This is a genomic window from Parafrigoribacterium soli, assembly GCF_040227235.1.
Taxonomy (GTDB): Bacteria; Actinomycetota; Actinomycetes; order Actinomycetales; family Microbacteriaceae; genus Parafrigoribacterium_A; species Parafrigoribacterium_A soli.
This window is the reverse complement of record NZ_JBELNZ010000002.1, coordinates 214,238-234,836: the sequence shown is the minus strand read 5'-3', so window position 1 is coordinate 234,836 and position 20,599 is coordinate 214,238. Positions and strand designations below refer to the sequence as shown.

The window sequence follows — 20,599 nt, the reverse complement described above, 5'->3', positions numbered from 1 at the left end:
CGCGTTGGCTGACATCTAGCCGACGGATCCTTCCATGCCCATTTCGATGAGTTTGTTCAACTCGAGCGCGTACTCCATCGGGAGTTCTCGAGCGATCGGTTCGATGAACCCTCGAACGATCATCGCCATGGCTTCGTCCTCCGGCATTCCGCGCGACTGCAGGTAGAAGAGCTGCTCTGCGCTGACCCTGGAGACCGTGGCCTCGTGACCCATCTGCACGTCGTCCTCGCGGATGTCGACCGTCGGATACGTGTCGGAGCGGGAGATCGTGTCGACGAGCAGCGCGTCGCAGCGCACGGTGTTCGCCGAGTGGTGAGCACCCTTGGCGATGCGCACCTCCCCGCGGTAACCGGAACGTCCGCCGCCTCGAGCGATCGACTTCGAGACGATCGAGGACTGCGTGTACGGGGCCATGTGGATCATCTTGGCGCCGGCATCCTGATGCTGGCCGGGGCCGGCGAATGCCACGGAGAGGGTCTCTCCCTTGGCGTGCTCACCCATCAGATAGATCGAGGGGTACTTCATGGTGACCTTCGAGCCGATATTGCCGTCGACCCATTCCATCGTCGCGCCCTCGTAGGCCATGGCCCGCTTCGTGACCAGGTTGTAGACGTTGTTCGACCAGTTCTGGATCGTCGTGTACCGAACGCGCGCGTTCTTCTTCACGATGATCTCGACAACCGCCGAGTGCAGCGAGTCTGAGGAGTACACGGGCGCCGTGCAGCCCTCGATGTAGTGGACGTAGCTGCCCTCATCGGCGATGATCAGCGTGCGTTCGAACTGGCCCATGTTCTCGGTGTTGATGCGGAAGTAGGCCTGTAGCGGGATCTTCACGTGCACGCCCGGCGGCACGTAGACGAAGGAACCGCCCGACCAGACTGCGGTGTTCAGCGCGGCGAACTTGTTGTCGCCGGCGGGAATGGCGGTACCGAAGTACTCCGTGAAGAACTCCGGGTGCTCGCGCAGTGCGGTGTCGGTGTCGAGGAAGATGACGCCCTGCGCCTTGAGGTCCTCATTGATGGTCTGGTAGACGACCTCGGACTCGTACTGAGCGGCGACGCCGCTCACGAGCTGCTGCCGTTCGGCCTCGGGGATACCGATTCGCTCGTAGGTGGTCTTGATGTCGTCCGGGAGTTCCTCCCAGCTCATCGCCTGCTTCTCGGTCGAGCGAACGAAGTACTTGATGTTGTCGAAGTCGATGCCGGAGAGATCAGCACCCCAGGCAGGCATCGGCTTCTTGAAGAAGATCGACAGCGCCTTGAGGCGATTCTTGAGCATCCACTCCGGTTCGCTCTTATGAGCCGAGATGTCGGCGACGACCTCGGGCGAGATGCCACGTTTCGCGGATGCGCCAGCGACGTCGGAATCCGACCAGCCGAATTCATAGATCCCCAAGCTTTCGAGCTCGGGCCGGTCGATTAGGACGTCTGACATGACTCTCCTCTTTTCCTGCTGTTGCAAACCCCGCTGGCCTGACCAGTATTCCTCGCGCAGTGCGACGAGGGCTCGGGTGATGGTGCCGTGGTGGCGGGCGCTCCTGTGTGGTGAACGCCACGGTGTGGTGGTCGCCTGTGATGAGCGCCGACGTTATGAGCGGATCGAGTCATCGCAACGACATTCGACCAGCTATGGGATTAACCCTGACTTCGGCGTCAACAGTCACGCGGTGATGCCCCTGCAACTGAACCAGTACCCCAATCTTACAGGCTCAGGGCCTCTTGTGGCAGGAATTGCTCCCGCGCCGGCGCGCGGAACAGCGCAGGGTTGACCTCCAGGAGCACCCGCAGCGCGCCGACCCAGACGAGTGCGGCACCGAGCAGATGGATCGCCACGAGCAGCGCGGGAAGCGAGTCGAGCGCCTGCGTGACCCCGATTGCGCCCTGCACCACGACGACGACGACGAAGACCACGGTCCTGAAGCGGGCGAGAGCAGCACGAGGTTCGCGGCGCAGAACAAGCCACAGCACGATGGCGAGAAGGAGCACCGTCGCGCCGAGCACACCGTGCGCGATGGTCACGGCGATCCAGTCGAGCGGCATCCGCTTGACCTCGGCGGAGTCGCCGGAGTGCGGGCCGGAGCCGGTCACGAGGGTACCGACGACGATGAGCACGAGTGTGAGGAGCACGAGCGCCCAGCTCAGCCCGCGTGCGCGAGGGGCCGCGGGCAGCGGCGCTGCCTGCTCACGCTCGTGCACGCGATGCCAGGTCAGGGTGGTGGTGGTCAGGAGCGCGATCGCAAGGACGAAGTGCATGGCGACGATCCAGGGGTTGAGCCCGGCGAGCACCGTGAAGCCGCCGGCGACCGCGTTCGCGACGACGAGCCAGAACTGCGACCAGGCGAGGCGGGTGAGCGAGCGCTGCCTCGGCTTCTGGAGTCTGGCGGCGATGATCACCCAGGCGACGGGCACGGCGATGAACGCACTGAACAGGCGGTTCGCGAACTCGATGATGCCGTGAATGCCCATGACGCCGGTCGGGGCGAGCGAGTCGGTGTTGCAGTTCGGCCAGGTGGGGCAGCCGAGACCGGAGCCGGTGACACGAACCACGCCGCCCGTGAGGATGATCAGGATGCTCACCACCAGCGCGGCGGTGGACGACCAGCGTAACGCGCGTGAGGTCAGGGTGAAGCGATCGGCCAGCAGGTCGAATGGGGTGCGCATGGCGATCAGAGGGCGAACAGCGTGAAGTGAAGCAGCGGGTCGAGTCCCACGGCGACGAACAGCACGGTCAGGTAGCTGATCGAGCTGTGGAAGACGCGCATCGGCTTGACGTCATCGTGCCGGATCGCCGTGGCGTACAGGCGATGGGATTCGAAGATGAACCAGGCACCCGACGTTGCGGCGATCGCCGTGTATAGCACACCCATGTTCGCGACCGGTACGAGCAGCAGCGAGCAGGCCACCGTCGCCCAGGCGTACAGGATGACCTGCAGGCCGACCTGGGTGCGGCCGCGAACGACGGCGAGCATCGGGACGTTTGCGGTCGCGTAATCGGTGCGATATTTCATCGACAGCGGCCAGTAGTGCGGCGGCGTCCACAGGAAGATCACGACGAAGAGGATGAACGGGGTCCAGCTGAGCGAGTTCGTCACGGCGCTCCAGCCGATCAAGACCGGGAAGCACCCGGCGATGCCGCCCCAGATGATGTTCTGCGAGGTGCGGCGCTTGAGTACGAGCGTGTACAGCAGCACATAGAACAGCAGTGCAACGAGCGAGAGCACGGCGGAGAGCCAGTTGACGAGAAGGCCGAGCCAGACGACGGATGCCGCCCCGATCGCCCAGGAGAACACGAGGGCCTCGCGGTCCGAGAGTTCGCCGGTCACGAGCGGACGCTTGCTCGTGCGCTTCATCACGCGATCAATGTCGCGGTCGATGTAACAGTTGAACGCCCCAGCGGAGCCGGCGCTCAGCGCGCCGCCGACGAGAGTGGCGAGCACGAGCCACAGGTTCGGGATGCCGCCCTGAGCGAGGATCATCACGGGCGCGGTGGTCACGAGCAGGAGCTCGATGATGCGCGGTTTCGTCAACGCAACATAGGCGCGAAGTTTCCGCGAGAATCCGATGCTCTCGCGCTCGGCGCGAGTCTGTACAGCTACGTCCATCACTCCTCTTATGGGGTCTCCCCCCGCATCGATTCTAGGCGGTAGTCGTAGCGGGCGAGTGCGCGAGGATTTCGGTGCGCGCAAGCGACCGACCCCGGCTTTTCTCTATACTTGGAAGTGCTTGCCAGCCGCGGACCTTCTTATCCCCGACCTCCCACCCAGTGGTGCGGTTCATCGGGTTGCCTGTGGCAGTGCCGATGACGTCCGGGCGAGTGCACACTCAGAGTGATCGATCCCGCCACGGGCGGTCGCCGTCAACGAAGGGTCATCAAGCACGTGACAACTTTCCAATGGGATCCCATCGACAACAAGGCAGTGGACACCGCACGCGTGCTCGCCGCGGACGCCGTGGAGAAGGTGGGCAACGGCCACCCCGGCACCGCGATGAGCCTCGCTCCCGCCGCCTACCTGCTCTTCCAGAAGGTCATGCGCTCCGACCCGAGCGACCCACAGTGGGTCGGCCGCGACCGCTTCGTGCTCTCCTGCGGCCACAGCTCGCTCACCCAGTACGTGCAGCTCTACCTCGGCGGATACGGTCTCGAGTTGAGTGACCTCGAGGCCTATCGCACCTGGGGCTCGAGGACCCCCGGCCACCCGGAGTACGGCCACACCGCGGGCGTCGAGATCACGACGGGCCCGCTCGGCCAGGGCCTCTCATCCGCCGTCGGCTTCGCCTACGCCGCTCGCTACGAGCGCGGCCTGTTCGACCCGGAGGCTGAAGAGGGCACGAGCCCGTTCGACCATCACATCTATGTCATCGCCAGTGACGGCGACCTCGAAGAGGGCGTGACGAGCGAGGCCTCCTCGCTCGCAGGTCACCAGAAGCTCGGCAACCTGGTCGTCATCTACGACGACAACCAGATCTCGATCGAGGGCGACACCAACATCGCGTTCACCGAAGATGTGCGTGCGCGGTACGAGGCGTACCACTGGCACACCCAGGTCGTCGACTGGAAGAAGACCGGCGTCTACAAGGAAGACGTCGCGGAACTCTTCGCGGCGATCGAGGCCGCGAAGGCCGTGACCGACCAGCCATCGCTGATCGTGCTGCGCACCATCATCGGCTGGCCTTCGCCCGGCAAGCAGAACACGGGCAAGATCCACGGATCCGCGCTGGGCGGCGACGAGGTCGCCGCGGTCAAGGAGGTGCTCGGTTTCGACCCGAAGCAGTCGTTCAACGTCGACTCCGAGGTCATCGAGCACACCCGCAAGCTTCTCGAGCGCGGCAAGGCGGCTCGCGCCGAGTGGCAGAAGAGCTTCGACGCCTGGTCCAACGCGAACCCGGAGAAGCGCGCACTGTTCGATCGCGTCGAGTCCGGCGCACTGCCTGACGGTGTCGAGGATGCGCTCCCGGTCTTCGAGCCGGGCAAGGACGTCTCCACGCGGGCCGCATCCGGCAAGGTGCTGACGGCTCTCGGCGCCGTCGTTCCCGAGCTCTGGGGCGGATCCGCCGACCTCGCGGAGTCCAACAACACGACCATCGAGGGCGCAGAGTCCTTCGTGCCGAAGACACACTCCACCCACGAGTGGGACGGCGACCCTTACGGCCGTGTGCTGCACTTCGGTATCCGCGAGCACGCGATGGCGGCGATCGTCAACGGCATCGTGCTGCACGGCAAGACGCGTGCGTTTGGCGGTACGTTCCTGATCTTCAGCGACTACATGCGCCCGGCGGTCCGACTGGCCGCGCTCATGCGTGCGCCATCCATTTACGTCTGGACCCACGACTCGGTCGCCCTCGGCGAAGACGGACCGACCCACCAGCCGATCGAGCAGCTCGCGGCGCTTCGCGCCATCCCGCAGCTCGACGTGGTGCGTCCCGGTGACGCAAACGAGGTCGCCTGGGCCTGGAAGACCATGCTCGAGCGCCGCAACGGCCCGGCGGGCATCGCGCTGACGCGACAGAACATCCCCGTGTTCGAGCGTGGTGATGACCTCGCCAGCGGCGACACGCTCGCTTCCGCGAAGCACGTGGCACGTGGTGCATACGTGCTCGCCGAGGCGGCCAACGGCACGCCGGACGTGATCTTCATGGCTACCGGCTCCGAGGTGCAGATCGCACTCGATGCACGTGAGCAGCTCAAGGCCGATGGCGTGGGCGCCCGCGTGGTCTCGGTTCCGTGCCTCGAGTGGTTCGAGGAACAGGATGCCGACTACCGCGAGTCGGTGCTCCCGGCCTCGGTGAAGGCGCGCGTCTCGATCGAGGCGGGCACCGACCTCACCTGGCGCGGCTATCTCGGCGACGCCGGACGTAGCGTCTCGATCGAGCACTTCGGCGCATCCGCCGACTACAAGACGCTGTTCAAGGAGTTCGGAATGACGACGGAACACGCAGTCGCCGCAGCCAAGGACTCGCTGGCCGCCCTCTAGGCGCCGGCTACTTAGAGGAAAGAGACACCATGACAGGCACCACTTCATCCCTCGACGCTCTCACCGCAACCGGCGTGAGCATCTGGCTCGACGACCTTTCCCGTGATCGCATTGTCTCCGGAGGGCTGCAGAAGCTCATCGATGAGCGGCACGTCGTCGGCGTGACGACCAACCCGACGATCTTCGCCACCGCCCTCGCCAAGGGTGAGAGCTACGACGCGCAGGTCGCCGAGCTCGCCGCAGCGGGCACTTCGGTGACGGATGCTGTCTTCGAGATCACCACGCACGACGTGGCCACCGCGAGCGACATCTTCCGTCCGACCTGGGAGGCGAGCGGTCACGTCGACGGCCGTGTCTCGATCGAGGTCGAGCCGAGCCTCGCCTACGACACCGAGGGCACCGTTGCGCAGGCGAAGCAGCTCTGGGCCAAGGTCGATCGCCCGAACGCGATGATCAAGATCCCGGCCACTCAGGCGGGTCTCGAGGCCATCACGGAGGCGACTGCGGCGGGTATCAGCGTCAATGTGACGCTGATCTTCAGCCTCGAACGTCACCGCGAGGTGATCAACGCCTACCTCAGCGGTCTGGAGAAGGCGAAGGCCGCGGGCATCGACCTCTCGACCATCGAGTCCGTCGCATCCTTCTTCGTCTCCCGCGTCGACACAGAGGTCAACAAGCGCCTCGACGCGATCGGCACCGAGGAGGCCACCGCGCTCAAGAGCAAGGCGGGCATCGCGAACGCTCGACTCGCCTACCAGGTGTATGAGCAGGCGTTCTCGAGCGAGCGGGCGAAGCTGCTGCTCGAGGCCGGCGCCAATAAGCAGCGGCCGCTGTGGGCATCCACCGGCGTCAAGGATGCCTCGCTGCCGGACACGCTCTACGTGACCGAGCTCGCCGTGGCGGACGTCGTGAACACCATGCCGGAGAAGACGCTCGAGGCGACCTTCGATCACGGTGTGATCCAGGGTGACCGCGTCACCGGGTTCTACGACGACGCGAACGCGGTGCTCGACCAGCTCGCTGCCCAGGGCATCTCCTACGACGAGGTCACTCAACTGCTCGAGAAGGAGGGCGTCGACAAGTTCATCGTCTCCTGGAACGAGTTGCTCGATACGGTCACGGCCGCACTCGAGGCGGCGGGAGCTCAGAAATGAGCTTCGACATCACGGTCAGCGGCGCGGCGGCCGAGGCCGTAGAGCGGGTCGTGCCGCAGCTCGTGAGCGACCTCGTCGCCTCCCGTATCATCGGGCAGGACGCGACCCTGTGGGGTGCGGATGCCGAGGAAGAGTCGGCCAAGCGGCTCGGCTGGACCGAGGCCGTCGTGGTTTCGGAACCGCTCGTGGACGACATCATCGCCCTGCGTGACAAGCTGCACGCCGCCGGCGTCAACCACGTCGTGCTCGCGGGAATGGGCGGCTCATCGCTCGCGCCCGAGGTCATCACGCGCACCGCCGGCGTCGAACTGACCGTGCTCGACTCGACCGCCCCCGGCCAGGTTCTCGCGGCCCTCGGCGACCGGCTCGCCACGAGCGTGCTCGTCGTCTCCTCGAAGTCGGGGTCCACGGTCGAGACCGACAGCCAGCGCAGAGTATTCGAGGCGGCGTTCCGTGACGCGGGCGTAGATCCGCTCGAGCGCATCGTCATCGTGACTGATCCGGGCTCGCCACTCGACGTCTCGGCCCGCGAGGGCGGGTTCCGCGTGTTCAACGCGGATCCGAACGTCGGTGGTCGCTACTCCGCGCTCACCGCATTCGGACTCGTTCCGTCCGGGCTCGCCGGCGTCGACATCGCCGCGCTCCTCGACGAGGCCTCGGTCGTGTCCGGTCGCCTCGCGATCGACCGCGCAGACAACCCCGGACTCATTCTCGGCGCCGCCATCGCGGGCACTCGCCCGCTCAAGGACAAGCTCGGCATCGTCTCCGACGGAACGTACATCGTCGGATTCGCCGACTGGGCTGAGCAGCTCATCGCGGAGTCGACGGGCAAGCTCGGCAAGGGTATCCTGCCGGTCGTTCTCGACACCCACTCCCCCGAGCTTTCCGAGAATCTTCCAGACCTGCAGATCGTGCGCCTGGTCGAGAGCGCCAGGGCGACGGAAGACGTCGCGGACGGGGAGATCGAGATCAGCGGCACCCTCGGAGCCCAGATCCTGGTCTGGGAGTTCGCCATCGCGGTCGCAGGACGACTGCTCGGCATCAACCCCTTCGACCAGCCGGACGTGGAGTCGGCCAAGACGGCCACTCGCGGCCTGCTCGACTCCCGCCCGGAACCGGCAGCACCGGCCTTCGTCGAGAACGGCATCGAGGTGCGCGGCACCGCGGATGTCGTCGACGGCGTTGACAGCCTCGCTGCCGCGGTCGAGTCACTGCTCTCGAAGCTCGGAGACGACGGCTACGTGTCGATCCAGGCCTACGTTGATCGCGTCGCACATCCGCAACTCGCGCGCCTGCGCGACCTCGTGGCCGCGCGCTGTGGCCGGCCGGTCACCTTCGGCTGGGGTCCGCGATTCCTGCACTCGACCGGCCAGTTCCACAAGGGTGGACCCGCGGTCGGCGTGTTCCTGCAGATCACGGAGACCTCGGACGTCGATCTGACGATCCCGGATCGCCCCTTCAGCTTCGGTCAGCTCATCGAGGCCCAGGCGAACGGTGACGCGAGCGTGCTCGCTGATCACGGTCGGCCTGTGCTCACGCTGACCCTCACCGAGGCGTCGGGCAACATCGCCGCGCTGCAGGCACTCTTCAGCTGAGCACCCGCTCTCGCTGACAGCACTCCCCCTAACAGAATCCAAGGAGTCGAATGTCGCCGGTGGAAATCACCCCGGAATTCAACCCGCTGCGGTTGCCCTCCGATCGTCGACTCAACCGCATCGCTGGGCCGAGCAGTCTCATCATCTTCGGCGTCACGGGAGACCTGTCGCGCAAGAAGCTGATGCCGGCCGTGTACGACCTGGCGAACCGCGGGCTACTGCCCCCGGGCTTCGCGCTCGTCGGTTTCGCCAGGCGCGACTGGGAAGATCAGGACTTCGCGCAGGTCGTACACGACGCGGTCAAGCAGTACGCGCGCACGCCGTTCGATGAGGATGTCTGGGCCCAGCTGTCCCAGGGCATCCGCTTCGTGCAGGGCGAGTTCGACGACGATGCGGCGTTCGAGAACCTGAAGCGCACGCTCGACGAGCTGGACCACACCCGTGGAACGATGGGCAACCACGCGTTCTACCTCTCGATTCCGCCGAAGTCGTTCCCCCAGGTCACGGAGCAGCTGCGCCGCTCCGGCCTCGCCGAGCAGGTGGATGGTCAATGGCGCCGCGTCGTGATCGAGAAGCCGTTCGGCAGCGACCTGAAGACCGCTCGTGAGTTGAACGCGGTCGTCGAGTCGGTGTTCCCGCCGGATTCGGTGTTCCGCATCGACCACTACCTCGGCAAGGAGACGGTGCAGAACATCCTGGCTCTGCGCTTCGCGAACCAGCTGTACGAACCCATCTGGAATGCCAACTACGTCGACCACGTGCAGATCACCATGGCCGAGGACATCGGCGTCGGCGGTCGAGCGGGGTACTACGACGGCATCGGCGCGGCTCGGGACGTCATCCAGAACCACCTGCTGCAGTTGCTCGCCCTCACGGCGATGGAGGAGCCGGTCTCGTTCAACGCGGCGGACCTGCGAGCGGAGAAGGAGAAGGTGCTCTCGGCGGTGCGTCTTCCGAACGACCTCTCCACCGCCACGGCGAGGGGCCAGTACTCGAGCGGGTGGCAGGGCGGCGAACGCGTTGTGGGCTTCCTCGACGAAGACGGCATGAACCCCGAGTCGCTCACCGAGACCTTCGCGGCCATTCGCCTCGACATCGGTACGCGCCGCTGGGCCGGCGTTCCGTTCTACCTCCGCGCGGGCAAGCGACTCGGCCGCAGGGTGACCGAGATCGCCGTCGTGTTCAAGCGCGCGCCGCAGTACCTCTTCGCAGACAGCCAGACCTCGGCACTCGGCCAGAACGCGCTCGTGATCCGGGTGCAGCCCGACGAGGGCGTGACCATCCGCTTTGGTTCCAAGGTGCCGGGCACGAGCATGCAGGTACGCGACGTGACGATGGATTTCGGCTACGGTCACGCGTTCACCGAGGCGAGTCCTGAGGCGTATGAACGGCTCATTCTCGACGTGCTCCTCGGCGATCCGCCGCTCTTCCCGCGTCACCAGGAGGTCGAGCTCAGTTGGAAGATCCTCGATCCGATCGAGGAATACTGGGCGACGCTCGGACAACCGGAGCAGTACCGTCCCGGAACGTGGGGGCCGAGTTCCGCAGACGAACTCCTCGCTCGCGACGGCCGAAATTGGAGGCGCCCATGATCGTCGATCTGCCTGATACCACGAGCAGCCACATCTCCAAGGCTCTCGTCAAGATTCGCGAGGAGGGCGGCGCTGTCGCTCTGGGCCGCGTGCTCACGCTCGTCATCTCGACCGAGCTCGGCCACGAGGAAGAGGCCATCGAGGCGGCGAACGACGCGTCTCGCGAGCATCCGATGCGCGTCATCGTGATCTCGACCGCCCCGGAATCGCAGCGAGACCGTGACGCTGCCCGACTCGACGCCCAGATTCGCGTGGGCGGCGACGCCGGCGCGAGCGAGGTCATCGTGCTCAAGGCCTACGGAGACACCGCCTCGGACGAGGAGGGCCTCGTCACCGGCCTGCTGCTGCCGGATGCCCCCGTTGTGGCCTGGTGGCCCGGCGAGGCGCCGCCCGTGGCCTCCGAATCCCCGCTCGGTCGCATCTCCCAGCGCAGAATCACGGATGCCGCGGCTCAGAGCAATCCGCGCGAGTTCCTCGATCACCTGGCCTCGACCTATCGGCCCGGCGACACCGACTTCTCCTGGACCAGGCTGACACTGTGGCGCGCACAGCTCGCCGCGGTGCTGGACCAGCCGCCGTACGAGGCGATCACGCAGGCGGAGGTGCACGGCGCATCCGATTCGCCGTCGACCTCGCTTCTCGCGGCCTGGCTGCAACTGCAACTGCAGGTGCCGGTGCGCCACGAGTTGCTCACACCGTCTGCGGGATCGAGCGGCATCCAGGGTGTGAAGCTGCACCGCGCCTCCGGCGTGATCGAGCTCGAGCGCACCCACGTCAGCATTGTCACGCTGGTTCAACCGAACCAGCCCGTGCATGACATCTCTTTGCCGCGACGCAATTTGCGTGACTGCCTCGCCGAGGAACTGCGCCGCCTCGACCCCGATGACCTCTTCGGCGAGGTCATCCAGCGAGGACTCAATCAGCTCGACCAGCCCTCGACGATCTCACCCGACGAAATCACAGTCGGAGACGTTACGGTGACGCATACATGAGTAACGAACGCAGAGTCATTGTGCATCACGACCGTCAGGCGCTCACGGGCGCCGTGGCGGCACGGTTCATCACCAAGGTGGTCGACCTGCTCGACGAGAAGCCCGAGGTGAACATCGTGCTGACCGGCGGCACCGTCGGCATTGGTGTGCTCGAGGCGATCAACGCCTCGCCGGCGCGGGACACCATCGACTGGTCTCGCGTACACCTCTGGTGGGGCGACGAGCGCTGGCTTCCGAGCGGCGATGCCGAGCGCAATGATGAGCAGGCGCGCGGGGCGCTGCTTGAGCACGTCGCCCTGCGCGAGGAGAACATCCATCGCTTCGCCGCCGCCGATGGGGCTCTCGACCTTGACGCCGCTGCCGCAGCCTACGAGAGCGAACTCGCCTCGGCCGGCGGTGAGAACGGACTGCCGCTCTTCGACATCCTGTTTCTTGGCGTCGGGCCCGATGGCCACATCGCTTCGCTGTTTCCCGGCCTGGAGGGCATGCGGGTCACCGATCGTCCCGTGGTCAGCGTGCGCAACTCCCCCAAACCGCCTCCCGAGCGACTGAGCCTGACGATCGGCACCATCAATAGCGCCGATCGCATCTGGCTCGTGATGGCGGGCACGGACAAGGCATCCGCACTCGGCCTCGCGCTCGCCGGCGTCAGCGTATTCGAGGTGCCCGCGGCGGCGGCCGAGGGTCGCAAGCGCACGGTCTTCTTTGTCGATCAGGATGCTGCCGCGGAGGTTCCCGAAGACCTCATCGCCACGGACTACTGAGCCCGCACAGCACGCGCTGCCGCGCACTGAAGGTGTTGGCCCACCCGAAGGTGGAGTCCGCGCCCGCGTCGCCGCGGGGAACCGCTACTGGGCGGTCAGTTTGCCGCGCCGAGCGCGCAGCTGGTTGAGGGCTTCGTCGAGGAGCGTGACCGCTTCTTCCTCGGTGCGGCGCTCCTTCACGTAGGCCAGGTGCGTCTTGTAGGGCTCGAGCTTGGCGACGGACGGAGGATTCTCCTTGTCGCGACCGGCGGGAGTGCCGCAGTTCGGGCAGTCGATCTGCTCGGGGATCTCTTCGGCCTCGATGCTCGCCAGGAAGTAGGGGCTCAACTCGTGGCCATTGGCGCACCAGTAGAACACCTGCACGCGCTCAGCGTGAAACCCACGATCCTGCTCACCCATGGGGCCCGCACCTACGCGTGACCCACGGATAGCGCTACCACCCGATGCCATTGTTTCTCCTATCCGGCTGTGTCGAACTTAGTGATGAGTCCGAGCACAATAATGCACGCAATCCAGATGACGCCGAGCAGCACCGTGATGCGATTGAGGTTGCGCTCGGCCACACCCGACGCGCCCAGGTTGGAGGTGACTCCACCGCCGAACATGTCGGAGAGGCCGCCACCGTGACCACGGTGCAGCAGGATCAGGAGGGTCAGCAGGAGGCTCGTGATTCCGAGCACGACCTGCAGGATGACCTGGAGAATTTCCACAACGTGCCTTTCTGGGATGCGTCATCGCGATTCGGACGCACCAAGCGGCTCTGTGACAAGCCGCTGTTCAGTATAACCGGGATGTGATCAGGTTCCGACGTGCTTCTGGAAGCGCGCGATGCTGGAGAACTCCGCCTGATCGAGACTGGCTCCTCCGACGAGAGCGCCGTCGACGTTCGGCTGCCGCATGAATCCGGCGATGTTGCCCGACTTCACGGATCCGCCGTAGAGAATGCGAGTTGCCGCAGCGGCATCGGCACCGAGTGATTCGTCGACGACGGTACGCAGCTGGGCCGCGACCTGTTCGGCCTGCTCCGGCGTCGCGGGCTGGCCCGAGCCGATCGCCCACACCGGCTCGTATGCAACGACGATGTTCGAGCCCGCCTTCACACCGGCCAGTGCTGCGCGCAGTTGCGCGACGGGCACGGCGCTGGGTCCATGCGTCTCGAGGTCTTCTGCGGTTTCGCCGACACAGATGACGGGGACAAGCGAGTGAGACAGCGCCGCAGCGACCTTGGCAGCGACGACCTCGTCGGACTCACCGTGCAGGGTGCGTCGTTCCGAGTGGCCAATGATGACGTACTCGCACTCGAGCGCCTTGAGGAACGCCGCCGAGATCTCTCCCGTGTATGCGCCAGACTCGTGCGCCGAGACATCCTGTGCACCGAACTTGAGCGGCAACCGGTCGGCCGAGACCAGGGTCTGCACCGAGCGAAGATCGGTGAACGGCGGAAATACGGCTACCTCCACCGAAGCGAAGTCGTGGTGTGCGTCCTTCAGGCTCCAGGCGAGCTTCTGCACGAAGGCGATCGACTGCAGGTGATCGAGGTTCATCTTCCAGTTGCCGGCGATGAGGGGAACGCGCCCCTGCGCCGAGGAATTCACTGCCATCCAAGTACCTCCAGGCCTGGCAAGTGCTTGCCCTCGAGGAACTCGAGGCTTGCACCGCCACCGGTTGAAATGTGTCCGAACTGGTCATCCTCGAAGCCGAGTGCTCGCACTGCGGCGGCGGAATCGCCTCCGCCGACGACCGAGAGTCCCTTTACCTCGGTGAGCGCCTGCGCAACCGCGCGGGTGCCTGCCGCAAACGGGGCAAGTTCGAAGACGCCCATCGGGCCGTTCCAGAACACGGTGTGTGATCCGCGAACGACCTCCGCGAAAGCGGCAGCCGTGTCGGGGCCGATGTCCAGCCCGATCCCGGATTCTCCCCATGGGCTGCCCTCGATGGAGTCGGCCGGGCGGACCTGGTGCTCTGCGTCGGCGCCGAACTTCGAGGCGACCACGACATCCGTGGGCAAGACGATGTCGACGCCGAGCTTGCGAGCTTCGTCGAGGTAGCCTCGCACGGTCTCGATCTGATCCTGTTCGAGGAGGCTCGCGCCGACCTTATAACCGAGCGCGGCGAGGAAGGTGAAGAGCATGCCTCCGCCGATGAGCAGCGAGTCGACGCGCGGCAGCAGGTGCCCGATCACGCCGAGCTTGTCGGAGACCTTCGAGCCGCCGAGCACCACAGCATAGGGCTTCGCAGGATTTTCGGTCAGCTTATGGAGCACATCGAGCTCGGCGGCGATGAGCAGGCCCGCGGCACTCGGAAGCGCCTGGGCCAACTCGTACACGCTCGCCTGCTTACGGTGGACGACACCGAATCCGTCCGACACGAAGGCGTCTCCGAACGCGGCGAGGCGGCCAGCGAACGCCGCGCGCTCCTCGTCGTTCTTCGACGTCTCCCCCGCATTGAAGCGGAGGTTTTCGAGCAGTGCAACGTCGCCGTCGCCGAGGGCCTCGACGGCCTCCTTCGCCGCGGTACCCACGGTATCCGCGGCGAAGGTGACCGGCTTGCCGAGCAGTTCGCACAGCCGCTGCGCCACGGGGGCGAGGCTGTACTTCGCGTCGGGCGCGCCGTCTGGTCTTCCGAGGTGGGAGATCACGACGACTCGAGCGCCCGCATGGATCAACTCATTGAGGGTCGCAAGCGAGGCGCGAATCCGGCCGTCATCCGTGATCTCGCCGTCCTTCAAGGGGACGTTGAGGTCGCAACGGACGATGACCCTTTTGCCCTCGAGCGAGCCGAGGCTTTCGATGGTCCGAAGTGGCATAGCTGTGTCGTTCCGCCGAGGCAGTCCGGCTTAGGAGAGGCGCTCGGCGACGTATTCGGTGAAGTCCACGAGGCGGTTGGAGTATCCCCACTCGTTGTCGTACCAGCCCGCGACCTTGACCTGGTTGCCGATGACCTTGGTGAGGCCGGCATCGAAGATGCAGGAGTGCGGGTCGCCCTGGATGTCGCTCGAGACGATCGGGTCTTCGGTGTAGCTGAGGAAGCCGGCGAGCTGTCCGCTCTCGGCAGCCTTCTTGTACGCGGCATTGACCTCGGCGACGGTGACGTTGCGGCTGGCCTCGATCGTGAGGTCGGTGATCGAACCGGTGGGAACCGGAACGCGCAGCGCGTAACCGTCGAGCTTGCCGAGAACCTCGGGAACGACGAGGCCGAGGGCCTTCGCCGCGCCGGTGCTCGTCGGGATGATGTTGATCGCGGCGGCGCGGGCACGGCGGAGGTCGCTGTGCGGGCCATCCTGCAGGTTCTGGTCTGCGGTATAGGCGTGGACCGTGGTCATGAGACCGCGCTCGATACCGAACTCCTCAAGGAAGACCTTGACGAGCGGTGCGAGACAGTTCGTGGTGCAGGACGCGTTCGAGACGATGTTCTGGGTGGCGGGGTCGTAGTCGTGCTCGTTGACGCCCATAACGAATGTGCCGTCCTCGCCGGTGGCGGGCGCGGAGATGATGACCTTCTTCGCGCCGGCGTCGATGTGCTTCTGCGCATCCTTGGCGTTGGTGAAGCGGCCAGTGGACTCGATGACGATGTCGACGCCGAGGTCGCCCCAGCCGAGTGCCGCGGGGTCGCGCTCCGCGAGAACCTTGATGCGCTTGCTACCGACGACGATGTAGTCACCGTCGACCGAGACATCCTCCGACAGGCGTCCGGCTACGGAGTCGTACTTGAGCAGGTGTGCGAGCGACTTCGGGTCGGTGAGGTCGTTGACGGCGACGACCTCGAGGTCTGCGCCCTGTGCGAGTGCGGCGCGAAGGTAATTACGGCCGATGCGGCCGAAGCCGTTGATCCCGATCTTGACGGTCAAGAGAACTCCTGATGCTGAGGCGCAGTGAAGCGCGACTTGGGTTGGGGATGGTTGTGGGTCAACGCTGGCCCTGGTGCGGCGCCCGGAACGATCGGCTCCGGGCACGCCGCCGCTATGACAGTACCAGCAGGCCGTTCGTCTTTTCGCGCGCGGCTTCGAAGCGCTGCTGGACGTTGGCCCAGTTGGCGATGTTCCAGAAGGCCTTGATGTAGTCGGCCTTGACGTTCACGTAGTCGAGGTAGAACGCGTGCTCCCACATGTCGAGCAACAGCAGCGGCACCGTGCCGGTGGCAAAGTTGCCCTGGTGGTCGTAGTACTGCTGGATGAGGAGCTTCTGTCCGAGGGAGTCCCAGACGAGAGCGCCCCAACCGGAACCCTGGATGCCGGCCGCGGCCGCGCCGAAGTGCGCGACGAACTTGTCGAAGGAACCGAAGTTGTCGTCGATCGCAGCGGCGAGCTCACCGGTGGGCTTGTCTCCCCCGTCTGGCGACAGGTTGGTCCAGAAGATCGTGTGGTTGACGTGACCGGCGAGGTTGAAGGCCAGGTCTTTCTCGAGCTTGTTGACGTTCGTGAAGTCGCCGTTGTCGCGGGCGGCCGCAAGCTGCGTGAGTGCGGTATTGGCACCGGTGACGTACGCCTGGTGGTGCTTGTCGTGGTGCAACTGCATGATCTTGCCGCTGATGTGCGGCTCGAGTGCTGCGTAGTCGTAGCCCAGCTCTGGAAGAGTGTATTCAGCCATTGATGTTCTCCTTGCCTGATGTCCCGGCGCGCGAAACAGCGCGGATGGCGGGTATTTCCAGTCTAGTGGCGTCTCCGCGTGGGCCACCGAGAGGATGCGTAACGGAGGGTAAAGGCTCAGGCCTCGTCGTAGTCCGGCGGGAGATTCGCGTCGGTACCAGGAATCCCGAGGTCGCCCGCCCGCTTATCAGCCATCGCGAGAAGCCGGCGGATGCGGCCGGCGACGGCATCCTTGGTCATGGGCGGGTCGGCGTGGTGGCCGAGTTCGTCGAGGCTCGAGTCACGGAACCTCAGGCGCAACTCCCCCGCGTACTTCAGGTGGTCCGGCAGCTTGCCGTCGAGGATCTCGAGAGCTCGTTCCACGCGGGCGCAGGCTGCAACAGCTGCCTGCGCGGAGCGACGGAGATTCGCGTCATCGAAATTGACGAGGCGATTCGCGGTGGCGCGCACCTCGCGGCGCTGGCGAAGCTCCTCCCAGTTGAGCAGGGTGGCGTGGGCGCCCATGTGCACGAGCATGGCGCCGATGGCCTCGCCGTCGCGGATGACGACGCGGTGGACGCCGCGGACCTCGCGCGCCTTCGCCGAGATTTTGAGTCGGCCCGCCGCGCCGACGAGGGCCATGGCCGACTCGTTGCCTGGGCAGGTGATCTCGAGCGCGGCGGAGCGGCCAGGGTCGGTCAGGGAACCGTGGGCCAGGAAGGCCCCGCGCCAGACGGCGGCCAGTTCCTCGCGCGAACCGGTGGTGAGCTTATTGGGGAGGCCGCGGATGGGCCGGCGCCGGGCATCCAGAAGCCCGGTCTGGCGTGCCAGTGTCTCGCCACCGTCGAGAACGCGCACCAGGTAGTGACTGGTCCTGCGCAGGCCGGACGCCGAAATCACGGCGATCTCGCTTCGAACGCCGTAGAGCTCGGTCAGGTCCTTGCGCACGCGGCGAGCGAGTTGTGCGGTGTCGAGTTCGGACTCGACCGCGATGCGACCCGAGATCAGGTGCAGACCACCGGAAAACCGCAGGATTGTCGCGAGTTCGGCCGCGCGAACCGTGGTCTTGCTCACCTCGACTCGAGCGAGTTCGTCTTTGACATCGGCGGTGAGAGCCAATCGAATCTTCCTTCTGTTTGTGGGGTCGCGACGCTATTCGCGACCGAGGTCGCGGTGTTTGACACTGACGGCGACGCCGTCCTGCGCGCGAAGGATGCCAGCGAGTTGCTCCGCAACCGCCACTGAACGGTGCTTCCCCCCGGTGCATCCAATGGCGATCGTAGCGTGTCTCTTGTTCTCCCGCTGATAGCCGGCGAGAACCGGCTTGAGCGCCTGCGCATAGTCGTTGATGAAGTCCGTCGCGCCCTCCTGGGCGAGGACGAAATCGCGCACTTCGCGGTCGAGGCCGTTGAGCATCCGCAGTTCCGGAATCCAGAACGGGTTCGGCAGGAACCTCATGTCTGCAACGAGATCCGCGTCGGCGGGCAGGCCGTACTTGAAGCCGAAACTGAGCACGGTCAGCTGCAGACCCGGCGTCTCGTCGGAGGCGAAGATCTCGATGGTCTTCGTGGCCAGCTGGTGGATGTTCAGGTCGCTCGTGTCTATGACGATGTCGCTGTCTTCACGAATCGAGAGCATGGCCGCACGTTCCGCAGCGATTCCATCGAGGAGGGTCCCGTCGCCCTGCAGGGGGTGTGGACGCCGCACCTGCTCGAAGCGCCTGACCAGTTCCGCATCCGTCGCCTCGAGAAAGATCACCCGCACGGCTGTGGTGCCGCGGAGCGTGTGAACAGTCTCCTGCAGGTCGGCGAACAGGCGCCCCCCGCGCACATCGACGATCGCCGCGATCTTCGGCAGGGTGTCGCCGGCGCGACCGGCGAGTTCGACGAGCGGCCTCAGCATCTGCGGGGGAAGGTTATCGACGACGTACCAGCCGAGATCCTCGAGCGCATTCCCGACCGTCGACCGCCCCGCACCCGACATGCCGGTGACGATCAGCACTTCCTGCCTGTGACTATCGTCGATCATCCGAATGTCTGCCTTCGTTGGGTGCTGTCGGGCCTCAACCCAAGCCTAGCCAACGCGGGCGCCCGACTCACTCGCGAAGCTGCCGCGCGATCACCGCAGCGATCGTCGGGCCGATTCCGCTGACCTCGGCGATGGCCGACGGTTCCGCGGCACGCAGCCGCGTGACGGAACCGAAGTGGCGCAACAGTTCGCGCACTCTCGCCGGGCCGAGCCCGGGAACTTCGAGGAGCACGGAGGTGACGTCCTTCTTGCGACGTTGCCGCTGGTAGGTGATGGCGAAGCGGTGAGCCTCGTCCCTGATCCTTTGGAACAGGAACAGCGCATCGCTGTTGCGGGGAAGGATCACCGGGTAGTCGGCGTCGGGAAGCCAGATCTCCTCGAGGCGCTTGGCGATGCCGCAGAGCTGGATGCCCGTGACCCCGGCGTCGTCGAGCGCACGCTGTGCCGCCGCCACCTGGGGCTGTCCGCCGTCGACGATGAGCAGGTTCGGGCGATACGCGAATTTCTTCGAGCGGGCATCGTCCTCTTCGTCCGGCCGATCATCGTCGATGCGCGAGAGCCGACGGCTGAGCGTCTGATAGATCGACTCCGTGTCATCGGTGGACTCCGGAATGCTGAACCTGCGGTACTGGTCTTTGCGGGGCAGGCCGTCTTCGAACACGACCATGGATGCGACGATGTTGGTGCCGCTCAGGTGGGAGACGTCGTAGCACTCCATGCGCAGCGGCGCCTCGTCCATCCCGAGCGCCTCCTGGATGTCAGCAAGCGCCTGCGACCTGGCCACGAAGTCACCGCTGCGCCGCGTCTTGTACAGGATGAGCGCGTTCTTGGCGTTCGTGCTCACTGTCTGCACCAGCGCGGCGAGATCGCCACGGTGAGCGACACGCAGGGTCACCCTGCCCGCGCGCGCATTCTCGGCCGTTCTGAGTTCGCTGAGCCACTGCTCGAGCTGGCTGCCGTCGGCCGGGAGCTCGGGAACCACGATCTGTCGCGGCGGTACGGCATCCGCATACGCGTTCTGCAGCACGGTCTCGACCAGTTCGGCGAGCTCAAGGTCGAGTTCCTTGTCGACGACCCACGCGCGCACACCCCTGATGCGCCCGCCGCGCACGATGAACTGCTGTACCGCCGCCGCGAGCTCGTCGTGGGCGATGCCGAAGATGTCCGCATCCACGTCCTCCGCGAGTACCACTGTGCTCTTCGAGAGCGCGGTCTCGAGTGCGACGATGCGGTCGCGCACCTTGGCGGCATGCTCATAGTCCTGCGACTCGGCAGCGGCCTTCATCTCGCGTGAGAGTTCGCCGAGATACTTCGAATCGTTCCCGGCCATGAACGAGGCGAAGTCGAGGGCGATCGACTTGTGCTCCTCTTTGGTCACCCTTCCCACGCACGGTGCCGCACACTTTCCGATGTCGCCGAGCAGGCAGGGTCGCCCCGTCTGTTCCGCGCGCTTATAGGTCGCGTCGGAACAGCTGCGCATCGGGAATGCCTTCAGCATGAGGTCGACGGTCTCTCGGATGGCCCAGACCTTCGTATACGGACCGAAATACCGGGCGCCCGGAATCTTGCGGTTGCGGGTCACGAGCACCCGTGGCACGGAGTCACCGAGCGTGATGGCGAGGTAGGGGTAGGACTTGTCGTCCTTGAACTGCACGTTGAATGGCGGATTGAACTCCTTGATCCAGGTGAACTCCAGCTGGAGCGCCTCGAATTCGGTGCCGACGACGGTCCATTCGACGGAACTCGCGCTGAGCACCATCCGTCTCGTGCGCTCGTGCAGGCTCGCGAGGGGTGCGAAGTAGTTGCTGAGACGCGCGCGCAGGTTCTTCGCCTTGCCCACGTAGAGCACGCGTCGATTCTCGTCGCGGAACCGATAGACGCCCGGCTGGGTGGGGATCTCCCCCGCCTTGGGGCGATAACTGACGGTATCGACCATGGA

Annotated in this window: 18 protein-coding genes; 6 read left to right on the top strand and 12 right to left on the bottom strand. The window is 65.6% G+C overall.

Annotated elements, in window-relative coordinates:
• Positions 1–15: 15 nt before the first annotated feature.
• From sufB to ABUA37_RS05290, 3 genes are all read right to left on the bottom strand, one after another.
• The gene (gene sufB / locus ABUA37_RS05300; protein ID WP_349898087.1) at positions 16–1,434 is read right to left on the bottom strand and encodes a Fe-S cluster assembly protein SufB; all 1,419 of its coding nucleotides are present in this window, start codon (positions 1,432–1,434) and stop codon (positions 16–18) included.
• Between the two features lie 266 nt (positions 1,435–1,700).
• Positions 1,701–2,660 carry a COX15/CtaA family protein gene (locus ABUA37_RS05295; protein ID WP_349898086.1) on the bottom strand — a complete coding sequence of 320 codons (960 nt, stop codon included), beginning with the start codon at positions 2,658–2,660 and terminating at the stop codon, positions 1,701–1,703.
• Positions 2,661–2,665: 5 nt separating this feature from the next.
• Entirely contained in the window at positions 2,666–3,601 is a 936-nt protein-coding gene (locus tag ABUA37_RS05290) for a heme o synthase (RefSeq protein ID WP_349898085.1), read from the bottom strand.
• Between the two features lie 276 nt (positions 3,602–3,877).
• Between ABUA37_RS05290 and tkt the strand changes: the two genes are divergently transcribed.
• From tkt to pgl, 6 genes are read left to right on the top strand one after another with little or no spacing between them, the layout of a single operon-like run.
• Positions 3,878–5,971 carry a transketolase gene (gene tkt / locus ABUA37_RS05285; RefSeq protein WP_349898084.1) on the top strand — a complete coding sequence of 698 codons (2,094 nt, stop codon included), beginning with the start codon at positions 3,878–3,880 and terminating at the stop codon, positions 5,969–5,971.
• 29 nt (positions 5,972–6,000) lie between these two features.
• Complete coding sequence (gene tal, locus ABUA37_RS05280; RefSeq protein WP_349898083.1) at positions 6,001–7,125, top strand: transaldolase; 1,125 nt, start codon at positions 6,001–6,003, stop codon at positions 7,123–7,125.
• Positions 7,122–8,720: a glucose-6-phosphate isomerase gene (locus ABUA37_RS05275; protein WP_349898082.1), complete on the top strand. Its 1,599-nt coding sequence runs from the start codon at positions 7,122–7,124 to the stop codon at positions 8,718–8,720. Before tal ends, ABUA37_RS05275 begins: the two co-directional genes overlap by 4 nt.
• Before the next feature lie 50 nt (positions 8,721–8,770).
• A complete protein-coding gene (zwf, locus tag ABUA37_RS05270; protein WP_349898081.1) occupies positions 8,771–10,312 on the top strand; it encodes a glucose-6-phosphate dehydrogenase in 1,542 nt (513 codons plus the stop codon).
• Positions 10,309–11,304 carry a glucose-6-phosphate dehydrogenase assembly protein OpcA gene (locus tag ABUA37_RS05265; RefSeq protein ID WP_349898080.1) on the top strand — a complete coding sequence of 332 codons (996 nt, stop codon included), beginning with the start codon at positions 10,309–10,311 and terminating at the stop codon, positions 11,302–11,304. The genes zwf and ABUA37_RS05265 overlap by 4 nt, the downstream gene beginning before the upstream one ends.
• Positions 11,301–12,068, top strand: coding sequence for a 6-phosphogluconolactonase (pgl, locus tag ABUA37_RS05260; protein ID WP_349898079.1), 768 nt, complete (start codon positions 11,301–11,303; stop codon positions 12,066–12,068). The genes ABUA37_RS05265 and pgl overlap by 4 nt, the downstream gene beginning before the upstream one ends.
• 84 nt (positions 12,069–12,152) lie before the next feature.
• Here the strand turns inward: pgl and ABUA37_RS05255 are convergent, their stop codons facing one another.
• The 9 genes from ABUA37_RS05255 to uvrC all read right to left on the bottom strand — a co-directional run bounded on the left by ABUA37_RS05255 (position 12,153) and on the right by uvrC (position 20,596).
• Positions 12,153–12,518: an RNA polymerase-binding protein RbpA gene (locus ABUA37_RS05255; RefSeq protein WP_349898078.1), complete on the bottom strand. Its 366-nt coding sequence runs from the start codon at positions 12,516–12,518 to the stop codon at positions 12,153–12,155.
• Positions 12,519–12,526: 8 nt separating this feature from the next.
• On the bottom strand, positions 12,527–12,778 hold the full coding sequence (gene secG, locus ABUA37_RS05250; RefSeq protein WP_349898077.1) for a preprotein translocase subunit SecG: 252 nt from the start codon (positions 12,776–12,778) through the stop codon (positions 12,527–12,529).
• An 87-nt stretch (positions 12,779–12,865) separates the two neighbouring features.
• Positions 12,866–13,669, bottom strand: coding sequence for a triose-phosphate isomerase (tpiA, locus tag ABUA37_RS05245; RefSeq protein ID WP_349898076.1), 804 nt, complete (start codon positions 13,667–13,669; stop codon positions 12,866–12,868).
• Positions 13,660–14,874 (bottom strand): phosphoglycerate kinase, encoded by a 1,215-nt coding sequence (locus tag ABUA37_RS05240; protein WP_349898075.1) that lies wholly within the window; start codon positions 14,872–14,874, stop codon positions 13,660–13,662. Before ABUA37_RS05240 ends, tpiA begins: the two co-directional genes overlap by 10 nt.
• Before the next feature lie 30 nt (positions 14,875–14,904).
• Complete coding sequence (gene gap, locus ABUA37_RS05235) at positions 14,905–15,915, bottom strand: type I glyceraldehyde-3-phosphate dehydrogenase (protein WP_349898074.1); 1,011 nt, start codon at positions 15,913–15,915, stop codon at positions 14,905–14,907.
• A gap of 112 nt (positions 15,916–16,027) precedes the next feature.
• Entirely contained in the window at positions 16,028–16,654 is a 627-nt protein-coding gene (locus ABUA37_RS05230) for a superoxide dismutase (protein ID WP_349898073.1), read from the bottom strand.
• Between the two features lie 116 nt (positions 16,655–16,770).
• Positions 16,771–17,751 carry a DNA-binding protein WhiA gene (gene whiA, locus ABUA37_RS05225; protein WP_349898072.1) on the bottom strand — a complete coding sequence of 327 codons (981 nt, stop codon included), beginning with the start codon at positions 17,749–17,751 and terminating at the stop codon, positions 16,771–16,773.
• 33 nt (positions 17,752–17,784) lie between these two features.
• On the bottom strand, positions 17,785–18,660 hold the full coding sequence (gene rapZ / locus ABUA37_RS05220; protein ID WP_349898071.1) for an RNase adapter RapZ: 876 nt from the start codon (positions 18,658–18,660) through the stop codon (positions 17,785–17,787).
• Positions 18,661–18,727: 67 nt separating this feature from the next.
• Positions 18,728–20,596 carry an excinuclease ABC subunit UvrC gene (gene uvrC / locus ABUA37_RS05215; RefSeq protein WP_349898070.1) on the bottom strand — a complete coding sequence of 623 codons (1,869 nt, stop codon included), beginning with the start codon at positions 20,594–20,596 and terminating at the stop codon, positions 18,728–18,730.
• Positions 20,597–20,599 lie beyond the last annotated feature (3 nt).